Source organism: Erwinia sp. AK-PDG3-5, assembly GCF_056821705.1.
Genome location: NZ_CM165967.1, coordinates 3,024,426 through 3,039,066 on the forward strand (window position 1 = coordinate 3,024,426; position 14,641 = coordinate 3,039,066).

Below are 14,641 nucleotides of genomic sequence, written 5' to 3' on the forward strand. Positions count from 1 at the left end.
TTCGTGACTCATTAAAATAAGGCATATTGAGAACATGGTAGATAAACGCGACTCCTATACAAAAGAAGACCTGATTGCCTCCGGTCGTGGTGAGCTGTTCGGCGCTGAAGGCCCACCGTTACCGTCTGGCAATATGTTGATGATGGACCGCGTGGTCAAAATGACTGAGGACGGCGGTAACTACGGGAAAGGTTTCGTTGAAGCCGAGCTGGATATCAATCCGGACCTGTGGTTCTTTGGCTGTCACTTTATTGGCGACCCGGTAATGCCAGGTTGTCTCGGTCTGGATGCCATGTGGCAGCTGGTGGGTTTCTACCTCGGCTGGTTAGGCGCCGAAGGTAAAGGTCGTGCTCTGGGTGTGGGTGAAGTTAAATTCACTGGCCAGGTATTGCCAACCGCGAAAAAAGTTTCTTACCGCATTCACTTCAAGCGTGTGATCAATCGCAAGCTGGTGATGGGTGTGGCAGACGGTGAAGTACTGGTCGACGGTAACGTGATTTACACCGCGACAGATTTGAAAGTGGGTCTGTTTAAAGACACGACTGCTTTTTAATCCAGAGTACTAAAACGGAAACCTCCGCTTCGGCGGAGGTTCTTTTCCTTACTACATTGAACAGTCAGATTACGCAGTAACCGTCCTGTCCTCCATGGCTTGTCGCCAGCCTCCCAACCAGTGAGATTTCGCATCTATCAATTGATAGGGACACATCTCTTTCGAGCGTCCGGTAATACCGGCCTGATAACCTCGTGAATGTGCCCGTTCTAGCCGATCTCGTTTCTGTCTCTTCATCATGCCTGTAATCCCCTCTTCAGGTCAGGTGGAATCTGGTGGAAAGAAAACAGTGGTCGCTTTCTGCGTAACCACTCATAAGTTCTACCGCCAACTGGTCCAAAGATCAATGCGCAAATTTCACGCCAATGTCATCATTTTGAGACAAACCAGGGCCATTCCTGGAGCCGAATCAGCGCACGAATTGCTAATAAGCTGCTGTAATCCCAAAAAAAAGCCCCTGACTGCGGAAAATCTTAATTTTCGACAATCAAGGGCTTAGCTTTAAAGATTAAATTTTGTTAATTAATGCCACGGATCGCATTTGCGATTTCGCCCGCTTCCTGCTGCCATCCTTTAGCCAGCGTTCTTACTAACGCATCGTAACCATCTTCCGTTTGCGGCAGCGTCAGGTCAAAAGAACGCTTAATGATCTGACCCTGATGCTCAAGAACCCAGTCACCGCTAATCACCGCATGGCCATCGTAACGGCCCTGGAAACCCGTGACGTTGACGTTAAGCGTATCCTGCTGTTGCCCTAACTGGCTGGAAGAAACCAGCCAGCCTGGCAGTGCTTCGCCCAGATTAACCACCAGCGTCTGTTGCAGCTGTTGGTCCAACGGACTGGCCCACAAATTGTTCGCGGCAATGACATACTTCACATCGCTGCTCTGATAGACCAGGCCGTTTCCTGCCAGATAATCTGGCACTGAAACATGCTGAACAAACACCGCCGGACGTGTGGCATCCGCTGGACGGGTTGTCGAGGTCGCTTTACCGCTCGCAGGCAGCTGATAGTAGGTGGTTTCTGGCGTGTGGCTACAGGCAGACAGCATCAGAGCCAGGGCTACGGGGATCCATTTCATCATTATTTCGCCCTCTTAGGCTGCGGGTCCTGGCCAGGTTTAGCTTCAAACACCAGGGCATTACTCTTATTGTTCAAGGTCTTCAGTACCGGTTGCAGCTCGCGCATTACCTGATCCAGTCGCTGCATATCTCCCACCATGCGGGTATAAGCCGGCGATCCTGGCTGGAAGCCTTTCATGCTGGTGTTCAGTTCACGCAGTGTTTTCTGCATATCGGCTGGCAGATCCTTCATCGACTGGCTTGAGGTAATCTGGTTAATGTTATCCAGCGTCTTTTGCAGTTCCTGAATGGTTTTCTGACTCTGTTTCAGGGTACTGGTGGCCTGATTCAGCAGCGGATTCAGCGGCAGATTGTTAACCTTATCCAGCGCATCCATCAGTTTTTGCTGGATTTGCGCCAGTCCACCACTCACGGTTGGGATCAGCTCATAGCCAGACAGGGTGCGTGGACCGGTGAACGGCTTGGCATTCTTGTAGAAATCGAGGTCAATATACAGTGAACCCGTTAGCAGGTTCGCCGATTTCAGCGAGGCGCGCAGTCCATTGTTGATACCGTCTTTCAGATGCTGTTCGATATTGAAGTCTTTACCCAACATACTCTGGAAACGGTCCGGCTCGATGCGGATCAAGACCGGGATGCGGTAATCGGTATCCAGCTGTTGTGCAAGCACCGTTGACTTGAATGGCACTTCTGCCACCGTACCCAGGCGAATACCACGGAACTCAATCGGCGCGCCAGGTTGCAGGCCTCGGATCGAATCGGTGAAGAACATCAGGAAATCTTTGTGGGCGGTATACAGGGAATCCTGAATACTGCGCTGATCGTCGAACAGTTTATATTCCGACTGATTCTGTGCGACCTGTCCCAGTTCCCAGCCGTCCGGCACGTCGAAGCTGACCCCGCCGCTAAACAGAGTAGTCAGTGACCCCATTTCAACACGCATACCCGATGCTGACATATCCACCGCTATGCCACTGTCTTTCCAGAAGCGCACGTTGGTGGTGATCAGACGGTCGTACGGTGCGGCGATAAACAGCTGATAGGTCATCATGCGTTTATCGGCATCAAAGTGGCTGGTTTCAACTGAGCCAACCCGGTAACCACGGAACAGCACCGGATCGCCCGGATTAAGCTGCCCGGCTTTTGCACTGTCGAGGGTGATGCGAATGCCTTTGGCATCTGGCGGAGCAAGCGGCGGAGAATCCAGCAGGTCATACCGCTCTTTTTTATCGCCCTTCACGCCCGGCTGTAATTCGATATAGGCCCCGGAAAGCAAGGTGCCCAGCCCGGTAACGCCTTCACGACCGATTGCCGGCTTAACCACCCAGAAAGCACTGTCATTTTTCAACAGTTTTTCCATGCCGGAATTCAGACGGGCGGTAATTTCCACATGGTGAAGATCGTCAGTTAAGACGGCACTTTCCACCACGCCGACATCCACGCTGCGACTTTTGATCGCCGTTTTGCCACCTTCAATGCCTTCAGCATTAGTGGTGATCAGGGTGACCAGAGGACCCTGGTGGCTGTAGTGGTAAAACAGGATCCACGCACCAATTAATACGGTGACAATTGGAATGATCCATACCGGTGACCAGCGTTTGATTTGATCAACCGTCGCCACGCCGTGATTATCTTCCTTCAATGCTTGGCTCCTCAAGATTTTTTTCACGTACACGATCCCAGGTCAGACGAGGGTCAAAGGTCATGGCTGCAAACATGGTCAGAATCACAACCATGGCAAACAGCAAGGCCCCCGTCGCGGGATAAATACTCATCAGCTGCCCCATTCGCACCAGCGCCGAGAGAACAGCAATCACAAACACGTCAATCATCGACCAGCGTCCGACAAACTCAACGACTTCATAAATCTTGTGCATCCGCTCACTGTCATGGTGGGTGGCACCTTTACTGTTGGCATCCCAGCACAGCCAGCCGATGGCGATCATTTTCAGCGAAGGCACCATGATGCTGGCAATAAAGATCACCATCGCCACCGGGAACGACCCTTCGCTCCACAGCAACACCACACCGGCCATAATGGTCGAGGTGATTTTGGTGCCCAGCGCCTGGGTGATCATAATTGGCATCAGATTAGCCGGGATATAGAGCATCATTGAGGTCACCAGCAACGCCATTGTCCATTGCAGACTGTTCTTACGACGGGCGTGCCCGCCTGTCCCACAGCGGGTGCAGGTATAGCGCTCGACCGGGAGAATAGCGGTGCAGCAACGGCAGGAACGTAGTCCCTGATGAAGTCCGCTGATTGCAGGGATCGGTTTGGCAGGAATTTCTGGCATCGGCTCAATGCGGTTCCATAACCCGCGGCGATCGACACATTGAAACGCCCTGAGCTGTAACACACAAAACAGGCACCAGGGAATAAAACTGGCCCCGACGCCGATATTGCCATAGGCCATCAACTTAACGAAGCTGACCAATACGCCTGCCAGAAAAATCTCTGACATGCCCCAGGTCTTGATCTGAAACAGCATGCGAGACATGCCTTTCTTCAGCGGCAGCGACAAACGGACTGGGTTGACCAGTAGCAGAATAACCACCATACAAACGGCAGGGACCGCCTGTACAAACACCATAAACAGCGTGGCCAGGCTGTTGTAATCCTCAGATACCATCACCTGAGGAATACGTAACAGGGTTATTTCGCTGCTCAGTCCCGCTACGTGCATATTGACGAACGGGAACAGATTAGCAAGAACCAGCATAAACAGTGCCGCCAGCGCATAACCGGTTGGCCGCTTTTGCGGCTCTACCCAGTTGGCTGTCAGCGTAGTTTCGCAACGCGGGCAGCTGGCTTTGCTACCCGGTTTCAGTTCCGGCAGTTGTGTCATCAGGTCACACTGCGGGCAGAGCATCCATTGATCAGCGTGGTGCGATGAACACATAAACGACCTCTTGCTTAAGCATCAGCCGTTTTTCAACGACTCCAGATATTCCCAGCGTTCGAACGCCACTTCCAGTTCCTGTTCGGCTACGGCAAGCGCATCCAGCACGGGCTGAGTCACATCATGAGGCTGACTGAAGAAATCACCATCGGCCACTTTGGCCTGCAATGTTTCCAGTTGGCTTTCAAGCGTTTCCATCTTTTGTGGCAGCTGTTCAAGTTCACGCTGCAAGTTATAGCTTAGCTTATTCGCAGCACGTTTTTCTGGCTCTGCTTTCGCATTTTCCTGACGCGCAGCAGGCGCGGGTTTGCTTAAAGAACGCGTCTGCTTATAGGCCGCACGCTGGCGCTGAGCATCATGATAGCCACCGACAAAGGCGCCAATCTCACCGTTACCTTCAAAGATCCAGCACTCGGTGACGGTATTATCGACAAACTGACGATCGTGGCTGACCAGCAATACGGTGCCCTGATAACCATCCACCAGCTCTTCCAACAGCTCCAGCGTTTCCACATCCAGGTCGTTGGTCGGTTCATCGAGGATCAGCAGGTTGCTTGGCTTGAGGAACAAACGGGCCAGCAACAGACGGTTACGCTCACCGCCTGACAAGGCACGCACCGGCGTCATTGCACGCTTAGGGTGGAACAGGAATTCCTGCAGGTATCCCAGTACATGGCGCGGCTTACCGTTCACCATCACTTCCTGCTTACCTTCCGCCAGGTTGTCCATTACCGTGCGGTCAGGATCGAGATCGGCACGGTGCTGGTCAAAATAGGCCACTTCTAATTTAGTCCCGATATGCACGCGACCACTGCTGGCTTTCAGCTCATCCAGCATCAGTCGCAACAGCGTGGTTTTACCACAACCGTTGGAGCCAATCAGGGCAATTTTATCGCCACGCTGAACCTGTGCGCTGAAGTCGCGCACCAGCTGTTTGCCGTCAACGCTGTAGTGAAGATTTTCCATCTCGAAGACAATTTTGCCTGAGCGCGACGCTTCTTCCACCTGCATATTGGCTTTGCCCATTACTTCACGGCGTTCTGAACGCTCGTTACGCAATGCTTTTAATGCACGAACACGGCCTTCGTTACGCGTACGGCGCGCTTTAATACCCTGACGGATCCACACTTCTTCCTGGGCCAGTTTGCGGTCGAATTCAGCGTTCTGCATCTCTTCCACGCGCAGTGCTTCTTCTTTGCTGGTCAGATACAGGTCGTAATCGCCAGGCCAGGAAACTAACTTGCCGCGATCCAGATCGACAATACGGGTGGCCATATTGCGGATAAAGGAACGGTCGTGGGAAATAAAGATAATGCTGCCCTGGAAGGTTTTCAGGAACCCTTCCAGCCAGTCGATGGTTTCGATATCCAGGTGGTTGGTGGGCTCATCGAGCATCAACACCCGTGGATTGCTGACCAGTGCACGTCCCAGCGCGGCCTTACGCAGCCAGCCGCCAGACAACGAGGACAGCGGCACATCGGCATCCAGGCCAATCTGCTTCAACACGTCGTGAATACGGGTTTCAAGCTGCCAGAGATTCTGGTGATCCAGAATGGTTTGCAGACGTCCCATTTCATTAAGGTTTTTATCGCTAGGATCGGTCATCACCAGATGAGAAATCGCATGATACGCCTTCAGGTATTCCGCCTGCTCATTGACGCCTTCGGCCACGAAGTCATAAACCGAACCTTCCACATTGCGCGGCGGATCCTGTTGCAGACGTGACACGACCAGGTCCTGTTCATAGATGATGCGACCATCATCCAGCGCCTGCTCACGGTTAATAATCTTCATCAGTGTGGATTTACCCGCACCGTTACGACCTACCAGACAGACCCGCTCATTCTCTTCGATGTGCAGTTCGGTGTTATCCAACAGCGGGGCATCACTGAAAGAGAGATACGCACCATGAATACTGATTAATGACATAAAAGCTTATTCCTTACCGGCGTGAGTGATCAGCCAGCAGTTATGTATTTGACGATTGCGGGCAAAATCCTGCGACTGGGTTTTGGCGGTGATATCCTGTGCAACAAGATTCAGCTCTGCCAGACCGTCGTGGTCCATTTTGAAACCGCGTTTATTGTTAGAGAACATAATGGTGCCGCCTTTGCGCAGCAGCCTTTTCAAATCTTTCATCAGCGTCAGATGATCGCGCTGGATCTCAAAGCTCTCTTCCATCCGCTTTGAGTTAGAGAACGTTGGCGGATCGATAAAGATCAGGTCGAACTGCTCGCTCGACTCGCTCAGCCAGCCCAGGCAGTCAGCCTGCATCAGGCGGTGCTGACGGCCGGTTAAGCCATTCAGTCGCAGGTTGCGCTCTGCCCACTCCAGATAGGTACGCGACATATCTACAGTGGTGGTGCTGCGCGCGCCACCCAGACCGGCATGCACACTGGCCGTACCGGTGTAGGCAAACAGGTTCAGGAAGTCTTTATCCTTACTCATTTTGCCGAGCATTTTGCGGGCAATACGGTGATCGAGGAACAGGCCGGTATCCAGATAGTCGGTCAGATTGACCCACATTTTGGCATTGAATTCGCTGACTTCGAAGAAATCGCCCTTCTCGTCCATCTTCTGGTACTGACTTTTGCCTTTCTGCCGCTCGCGGGTTTTCAGCACCAGCTTATCAGAAGGCAATTCCAGTACGTGCAGCGTGGCCGAAATAACATCGAACAAACGCTGGCGGGCTTTGGCAGGCTCCACGGTTTTTGGTGCCGCATATTCCTGTACCACCACCCAGTCGCCGTAACGATCGACGGCCACGTTGTAATCCGGCAGATCGGCATCATAAATGCGGTAGCATTCAATTCCTTCCTGACGTGCCCACTTCTCCAGCTTCTTGATGTTCTTGCGCAGACGGTTGGCATAATCTTCAGCAACCTGACCACCGGCCGCAGCGGAAGGGTTAACCGCCAGCTGATAGTTTTTCTGTACGCAGTCCAGTGGACCGTTTTTTGCTTTGAACTGACGGTCGGCACGCAGTTGCAGGCAGCTCAGAAGTTCCGGAGAAGCGCTGAATAACGACAGATTCCAGCCGCCGAAGTGGCTTTTCATCAGGCGTCCCAACTGGCTGTGCAGGGCGATCAGCGCGGGTTCACTATCCATACGCTCACCGTAAGGTGGGTTGCTCACCACGGTTCCGGTTGGCCCTTCAGGCAGCGGATTGGTCAGTTTCAACACTTCCTGCACGGTAAAGCTGATGATGTCAGCCATTCCCGCACGACGGGCATTGGCAATCGCCCGTTCAACCACGCGAGAATCATTGTCATAGCCATAAAAACGTGAGGTGGTTTCCTGCACGCCACGTTTAGCACGAACCTGTGCCTCGGTGGTCACTTCACGCCACAACGCTTCATTAAATTTGGACCAGCCGCTGAAGCCCCAATGTGGACGATGCAGCCCCGGCGCGCGATCGCTGGCGATCATTGCCGCTTCAATCAGCAGGGTTCCCGATCCACACATCGGATCGATCAGCGGTGTTCCCACCTCCCAGCCGGAGCGCAGTACGATCGCCGCGGCCAGGTTCTCTTTTAACGGAGCCTGACCGGTCTGCTGGCGATAGCCGCGCTGATGCAGGCCTTCACCACTCAGATCCAGCGCAATGCTGGCAGTATCTTTATTCAGCCAGACGTTCACGCGGATATCGGGCTGCTCGCGATCGACGTCAGGACGGGCAAACCCTTTACGGGTAAAGCTGTCGACGATGGCATCTTTAACCTTCAGCGCGCCATACTGGCTGTTACGGATAACCTCGTTCAGGCCGCTGAAATGTACCGCAAAGGTTTTATCACTGCCGAACATCGCCGGCCAGTCGATAGCCTGCACACCAAGATAAAGGTCGAGGTCACTGTAAACGCCGCATTCGGTCAGCGGCAGCAGGATGCGCGACGCCAGACGGCTCCACATCAAACTTTGGTACATCAGACGATCGTCACCCTGATAATGTACGCCGCCCTGGACGATCTGGCAGGCCTCAGCGCCCATCGCTTCCAGTTCACTTTTTAATAGCTCTTCGAGCCCACGCGCCGTACTGGCAAACAGAGAATTCATAGTGTCACTTATCGTCGTCAGAAAATTGCTGCGCATTATAGCTAATCGCAGGCACATGTCATAAAGTTAGCTTCTTTTCCTCAGGTACCCCGCCGCTTTTCTTGCCTGAAGACGCTTTTTTCCGCTTTATTTGCCTGGAGGGCACCATGATAAGCCTGTCTCGTCTGTTCATTCATCCGGTGAAGTCGTTGCGAGGGACCCAGGTTTCTCATGCACAGGCACTGGAGAGTGGGCTGGCCTTTGACCGTGTCTTTATGATCACGGACGAGGATGGCACCTTTATTACCGCCCGCCAGTATCCGGAGATGGTGCTTTTCACGCCCGCGTTGATCCCTGAAGGTCTCTTTCTTTCTGCGCCAGATGGTACCAGCGCCACTGTTCGATTCGCTGACTTCTCGAGTGAACTCGCACCGACCGAAGTCTGGGGAAATGTTTTCACCTCCCTCACCGCGCCAGCCGCCATTAACCAGTGGCTCAGCAGCTTCTTCCCCCGCCCGGTGCAATTACGCTGGGTGGGTCCGCAGATGTCCCGCCGGGTTAAACGCTTTGAGCAGGTGCCATTAGGCTTTGCCGATGGTTTTCCGTTCCTGCTAATAAATGAAGCGTCTTTACAGGATTTGCGTCAGCGCTGTCCGGCAGGAGTCAAATTGGAGCAGTTTCGACCAAACCTGGTGATCACCGGTGCCAGTGCCTGGGCAGAAGACAGCTGGTCAACGGTGCGGATTGGTGAGGTGCTGTTCGATGTGCCGAAACCTTGCAGCCGCTGCGTACTGACCACGGTCAGCCCGGAGAAAGGCCGCAAACACCCCAGCGGTGAACCTTTGGCCACGCTGCAAAAGTTTCGCACTGCTACCGACGGCAGTGGAGACATCGATTTTGGCCTTAACCTGATTGCCAGAAACAGCGGCATTATGCGGGTCGGTGACGAGCTTCAGGTCGTCGCCAGCAAGCCACCGCGACCTTACGGCGCAGGCCAGGTCGTGGAATCGCTGGAGGTGGTCAGTGGCAACGCCCAAAGCGTGACCATCAGCTGGCAGGGGGAAACCTTTCAGGGAAACAATCAGCAGGTACTGCTGGAACAGTTGGAAATGCAGGGATTCCGCATTCCCTACTCGTGCCGGGCCGGGATTTGTGGCAGTTGCCATTTGAATCTGGTGTCAGGAGAAGTCAGCCAGATGAAAAAAGGAGCCGTGCGTGATAACGGCAGGATCCTCAGCTGCAGCTGCATTCCCGCCAGCGACCTGGTCCTGACACAATAATCTTAAACAGCCCTGGCGAAAGTAAGAGACTCAGACTGCCGGGGCTGAAGACGATCGTTCATCACCTTAATCGCATCACCCAATACCATTCCGCGCCCGGCCAGTGTCAGTTGCGGTTGAGCCAGCAGACAGAGTGCCGCATTTTCTCCGCTTTCTACCACCAGCAAATGTGCCTGTTCACCGTTTTCACACAGTTGAACGCTCACCAACTCGCCTGCTTCTGGAACCCAGCCACTGTGGCGATGGGTCTCAAAGTGCCAGCTTTTCGGCATTAACGGCTTAAGGAAACGGCTGGCGACCAGCGCATTCAGTATCAGCTCTGCACGCTGGTCCACATTCAATTCGCAGCGACGGCAGTTCTCTTCAAAGCTGAAGAACAGCGCAGCATCATCGACACAAAACCCAGAAGTATCAAAAGCATCCGGTGTCAGCATCTTACGAGGGAAGCGCGAACGGAACAGCATTCCGTCAGCCAGATCCAGCATCATGCGATCGTGTTCTGCATCGAAAAACCAGCGCCAGCTGTCGTCAGGTTTAATTCTCATGATGGGTCCTGTAGTCATAAAATTGGCCGCTATTTACTGGACGAACGGTGGATTTGAAAAGATATGTCAATCCAGCCGCGAGCCAAAATAGTCTGAATAATGTTTAAACAGGATAAAATATAAACGAGCCAGCGGCGAAAATAAAGCCCCTGGCCGGTTTAGCTAAGAATTAGCTTAGATGTGGCTCACAATTTCTTTTATCAGCGGTGGGCCTTTGTAAATAAAGCCGGAATATATTTGGATCAGCGAAGCACCCGCCGCCATTTTTTCGCGGGCTGAAACCAGCGAATCAATCCCGCCTACGCCAATAATAGGCAGCTTGCCCTGCAGTTCCTGCGACAGCCGGCGAATAATTTCTGTACTGCGTAGTTGCACCGGACGTCCGCTCAAGCCACCCGCTTCCCCCGCGTGCTTCAGGCCAGCGACCAGTGAACGATCGAGGGTGGTATTGGTAGCAATCACGCCATCGATATTATGCCGGACCAGACTGTCGGCAATTTGGATCAACTCTTCTTCAGAAAGATCCGGTGCGATCTTCACCGCCACAGGAACATATTTGTGATGAATCATTTCTAAATCTTTCTGTTTCTGTTTCACCGCGATCAAAAGATCGTCCAGCGCTTCACCGTATTGCAGCGTGCGTAATCCTGGGGTGTTTGGCGAGGAGATATTTACCGTGATGTAACCCGCATAAGGATAGATCTTATCCATGCAGATTAAATAATCGTCTTTGCCGTTCTCGACCGACGTATCTTTATTCTTACCAATATTGATCCCGAGCACGCCATCGAAATGCGACTTTTTGACGTTCTCCACCAGGTTATCCACGCCGTGATTATTGAAGCCCATGCGGTTAATAATCCCTTCGGCTTCCAACACGCGGAACATTCTTGGCTTGTCGTTGCCGTCCTGCGCTCTTGGCGTCACGGTGCCGATTTCGATCGATCCAAAGCCCAATGCACCAAAGGCATCGATACACTCACCGTTTTTATCCAGTCCTGCGGCAAGGCCCAAAGGATTCTTAAAGGTCAGCCCCATGCAGTTAACAGGCTTGAAAGGCAGCGACTGGCGAACCAGGTGCAGTAAAGGTGTTCCGGTGACCCGCTGCAGCTGGCGGAGTGTCAGTTCATGGGCACGCTCGGCGTCAAGCTGGAAAAGGGCCTTGCGGACAAAGGGATAATACATGGTCGCTCCTGAATGCCCGAGACTCTCGAGCTGGATAGGACAAACAGTTGATATCGTCTGGCGATACTAACCCGAAAAACTGCGTTTAACCGTCACGGTTGCGGCTTCTCTCCTTTTTATACTGTGGATCCGATGAGAGAGGTGATAACAGCCAGTGGGCGCAGTGACGCTGCAGGTGCGGGGCAAAATGGTAAGGTTCTTTGTCAGGAAAGTAAAACGATAGTGCCGGCTAAACCGCTCATTCCGCTTTTATATCCGCTAATCAACTTATCTATGCCAGATAAATCATTTAAGCCTCCCCTGCCCGTCTGTCAGGATAGTTCTATCGGTACCAGAATAAGTCAGTTCAATAACTTTTAGTTATAAGGAGAGGTTATGCGCGTTATTACTCTGGCGGGAAGTCCTCGCTATCCATCTCGTTCCACCGCCCTGTTAACCGTTTGCCAGCGCCTGCTTGAACAGCGCGGCGTAGAGGTTATTCCGTGGAATTTGCATAACTTCGTGCCTGAAGACCTGCTTTATGCCCGCTTTGATTCACCCGCGCTGTTGGCCTTAAAGGAAGACCTGGAGCAGGCCGATGGGGTGATTGTTGCCACACCTGTTTATAAAGCGTCGTTTTCGGGTGCCCTGAAAACGCTGCTCGACCTGCTGCCTGAGCGCGCGCTTGAGCACAAAGTCGTGCTGCCGCTGGCCACTGGCGGCACCGTTGCGCATATGCTCGCGGTGGATTACGCCCTCAAGCCCGTGCTGAATGCGCTGAAAGCGCAGGAAGTGCTGCATGGCGTGTTCGCGGATGATTCGCAAATTACCCATTACGATCGTCAGCCGGAACTCTCGCCGGTGCTGCGCGACCGCATCAACGAATCCATCGACACCTTCTGGTCTGCGCTGGCTCGTCGCCACCGACCGCTGGCCGTCGCCGTTTAAGGAGCCGCTGATGACATTATTTGCAAGGATCCTCTCCGCACTGACCTTAACCAGCGTGCTGGCCAGTACTGCTTTCGCAGCAGAAACAGAGGCGCCGAAAACCTTTCGCATTGGCTATCAGAAAGGATCGGTGAGCATGGTGTTAGCCAAATCGCATCACCTGCTTGAAGAGCGTTTTCCCAACACCAAAATCAAATGGGTCGAGTTCCCGGCCGGTCCGCAAATGCTTGAAGCGTTAAACGTTAACAGTATTGATTTGGGCAGCACCGGCGATATCCCACCGATTTTTGCTCAGGCAGCCGGCGCAGACTTGCTGTATGTCGGCGCAGAACCGCCGAAACCCAAAGCAGAAGTGATTCTGGTGGCGAAAAACAGCCCTTATAAAACCGTTGCCGATCTGAAGGGCCATAAAGTCGCCTTCCAGAAAGGATCCAGCTCGCACAACCTGTTGCTGCGCGCACTGGAAAAAGCCGGATTGAAGTTCAGCGATATCCAGCCCGCTTATCTGACCCCAGCCGATGCCCGCGCGGCGTTCCAGCAGGGTGATGTGGATGCCTGGGCAATTTGGGACCCGTACTATTCTGCGGCTTTGCTGCAGGGCGGCGTCAGAGTGCTGACCGACGGCAGCCAACTGAATCAAACCGGTTCATTCTATCTGGCAACGCGTCCCTTCACCCAGGCAAACGGGGCCTTTATTACTCAGGTGCTGGCGACCTTTAGCCAGGCCGATGCGCTGACGCTCAGCGATCGTGAGCAGAGTATCGATCTGCTGGCGCAGGCGATGGGTCTGCCTAAGCCGGTGATTGCCAGCTATCTGGATCACCGTCCGCCAACTTCTATCGGCCCGGTCAGTGACAAAACGGCCAACGCCCAGCAACAAACTGCCGACCTGTTTTATGCCAGCCATTTAATGCCGGTAAAAGTCGAGATTGCCGACCGTATCTGGCACGCCAGCAGCGCTAATTAATAAGGAATTCCAACATGAGCCTTTCCGTTTTCTGGTTTTTACCTACCCACGGTGATGGTCACTATTTAGGTACTTCAGAGGGTGCGCGCCCGGTTGATCATGGTTACCTGCAGCAGATCGCTCAGGCAGCGGATCGTCTGGGTTTCGGTGGCGTGCTGATCCCGACCGGTCGCTCCTGCGAGGATGCCTGGCTGGTTGCCGCATCCCTGATCCCGGTTACCCAGCGTTTACGCTTCCTGGTGGCACTACGTCCTGGAGTGATCTCCCCGACTCAGGCGGCCCGTCAGGCTGCGACCTTAGATCGGCTGTCAAATGGCCGCGCCCTGTTCAACCTGGTCACCGGTGGCGATGCTGAAGAGTTAGCCGGTGACGGTGTATTCCTTGACCATAAAGAACGCTACGAAGAATCCGCCGAATTCACCCGCGTCTGGCGCCGGGTACTGGAAGGCGAAACCGTCGATTACGAAGGCAAGCACGTTCACGTCCGTGGCGCGCGTTTGATGTTTAAACCGGTACAGCAGCCGCGTCCGCCGTTATGGTTTGGCGGCTCTTCTGAACCTGCACAGGATTTGGCGGCAGAACAGGTGGATGTCTATCTGACGTGGGGCGAACCGCCGGCCCAGGTTAAAGAGAAAATCGCTCAGGTGCAGGCAAAAGCCGCCGCACAGGGTCGCAAAGTGAAGTTTGGTATTCGTCTGCATGTGATTGTGCGTGAAACCAATGAAGAAGCCTGGCAGGCGGCTGACCGTCTGATCTCCCACCTCGATGACGCCACCATTGCAAAAGCGCAGGCGGCGCTGGCCAAAACCGATTCGGTCGGCCAGCAGCGGATGCGCGCGTTACACAGCGGCAGCCGCGATAAGCTGGAAATTAGCCCAAATCTCTGGGCTGGTGTCGGCCTGGTTCGTGGCGGCGCGGGGACAGCGCTAGTTGGCGACGGCGAAACCGTGGCGGCCAGAATGCAGGAGTATGCCGACCTGGGCATTGAAACCTTTATTCTTTCCGGCTATCCGCATCTTGAGGAAGCCTACCGCGTCGGCGAGTTGCTGTTTCCCCATCTGGATCTGGCGGTACCGGAAATCCCGAAACCGGCTGCAGTCGTGGCACACGGTGAAGCCGTCGCCCACGACTTTGCCCCGCAGAAAGTGTCACAGAGTTAGAGGTGA

Annotated in this window: 13 protein-coding genes; 5 read left to right on the forward strand and 8 right to left on the reverse strand. The window is 53.7% G+C overall.

Annotated elements, in window-relative coordinates:
- Positions 1-34: 34 nt before the first annotated feature.
- Complete coding sequence (fabA, locus tag AC1UKS_RS14035) at positions 35-553, forward strand: bifunctional 3-hydroxydecanoyl-ACP dehydratase/trans-2-decenoyl-ACP isomerase (RefSeq protein WP_013201562.1); 519 nt, start codon at positions 35-37, stop codon at positions 551-553.
- Positions 554-622: 69 nt separating this feature from the next.
- On the opposite strand, the gene rmf is transcribed toward fabA, so the two are convergent.
- The 6 genes from rmf to rlmKL form a co-directional block, all read right to left on the reverse strand.
- A complete protein-coding gene (gene rmf / locus AC1UKS_RS14040) occupies positions 623-790 on the reverse strand; it encodes a ribosome modulation factor (protein WP_071822140.1) in 168 nt (55 codons plus the stop codon).
- Between the two features lie 281 nt (positions 791-1,071).
- Positions 1,072-1,638, reverse strand: a complete 567-nt coding sequence (gene pqiC / locus AC1UKS_RS14045) for a membrane integrity-associated transporter subunit PqiC (RefSeq protein WP_482434114.1) — start codon at positions 1,636-1,638, stop codon at positions 1,072-1,074.
- Positions 1,638-3,278, reverse strand: a complete 1,641-nt coding sequence (gene pqiB / locus AC1UKS_RS14050) for an intermembrane transport protein PqiB (protein ID WP_482434116.1) — start codon at positions 3,276-3,278, stop codon at positions 1,638-1,640. The genes pqiC and pqiB overlap by 1 nt, the downstream gene beginning before the upstream one ends.
- Entirely contained in the window at positions 3,265-4,539 is a 1,275-nt protein-coding gene (gene pqiA / locus AC1UKS_RS14055) for a membrane integrity-associated transporter subunit PqiA (RefSeq protein ID WP_482434117.1), read from the reverse strand. The genes pqiB and pqiA overlap by 14 nt, the downstream gene beginning before the upstream one ends.
- A gap of 21 nt (positions 4,540-4,560) precedes the next feature.
- Positions 4,561-6,468, reverse strand: a complete 1,908-nt coding sequence (locus AC1UKS_RS14060; protein ID WP_013201558.1) for an ABC transporter ATP-binding protein — start codon at positions 6,466-6,468, stop codon at positions 4,561-4,563.
- 6 nt (positions 6,469-6,474) lie between these two features.
- Positions 6,475-8,592, reverse strand: a complete 2,118-nt coding sequence (gene rlmKL / locus AC1UKS_RS14065; RefSeq protein WP_482434118.1) for a bifunctional 23S rRNA (guanine(2069)-N(7))-methyltransferase RlmK/23S rRNA (guanine(2445)-N(2))-methyltransferase RlmL — start codon at positions 8,590-8,592, stop codon at positions 6,475-6,477.
- 146 nt (positions 8,593-8,738) lie between these two features.
- Between rlmKL and AC1UKS_RS14070 the strand changes: the two genes are divergently transcribed.
- Positions 8,739-9,851, forward strand: coding sequence for a YcbX family protein (locus tag AC1UKS_RS14070; protein ID WP_265911952.1), 1,113 nt, complete (start codon positions 8,739-8,741; stop codon positions 9,849-9,851).
- Positions 9,852-9,853: 2 nt separating this feature from the next.
- On the opposite strand, the gene AC1UKS_RS14075 is transcribed toward AC1UKS_RS14070, so the two are convergent.
- Both AC1UKS_RS14075 and pyrD read right to left on the reverse strand, forming a co-directional pair.
- The gene (locus AC1UKS_RS14075) at positions 9,854-10,396 is read right to left on the reverse strand and encodes a cell division protein ZapC (protein ID WP_482434119.1); all 543 of its coding nucleotides are present in this window, start codon (positions 10,394-10,396) and stop codon (positions 9,854-9,856) included.
- Positions 10,397-10,570: 174 nt separating this feature from the next.
- Positions 10,571-11,581, reverse strand: a complete 1,011-nt coding sequence (gene pyrD / locus AC1UKS_RS14080; RefSeq protein ID WP_265911950.1) for a quinone-dependent dihydroorotate dehydrogenase — start codon at positions 11,579-11,581, stop codon at positions 10,571-10,573.
- Positions 11,582-11,956: 375 nt separating this feature from the next.
- Between pyrD and ssuE the strand changes: the two genes are divergently transcribed.
- Genes ssuE through ssuD form a run of 3 tightly spaced genes read left to right on the forward strand, consistent with a single transcriptional unit; the run spans position 11,957 to position 14,635 of the window.
- Positions 11,957-12,508, forward strand: a complete 552-nt coding sequence (gene ssuE / locus AC1UKS_RS14085) for an NADPH-dependent FMN reductase (RefSeq protein WP_013201553.1) — start codon at positions 11,957-11,959, stop codon at positions 12,506-12,508.
- Positions 12,509-12,518: 10 nt separating this feature from the next.
- Positions 12,519-13,475, forward strand: coding sequence for a sulfonate ABC transporter substrate-binding protein (locus AC1UKS_RS14090; protein WP_134823831.1), 957 nt, complete (start codon positions 12,519-12,521; stop codon positions 13,473-13,475).
- 14 nt (positions 13,476-13,489) lie between these two features.
- Positions 13,490-14,635, forward strand: a complete 1,146-nt coding sequence (gene ssuD / locus AC1UKS_RS14095) for an FMNH2-dependent alkanesulfonate monooxygenase (protein ID WP_482434121.1) — start codon at positions 13,490-13,492, stop codon at positions 14,633-14,635.
- The last annotated feature ends 6 nt before the right edge of the window (positions 14,636-14,641 follow it).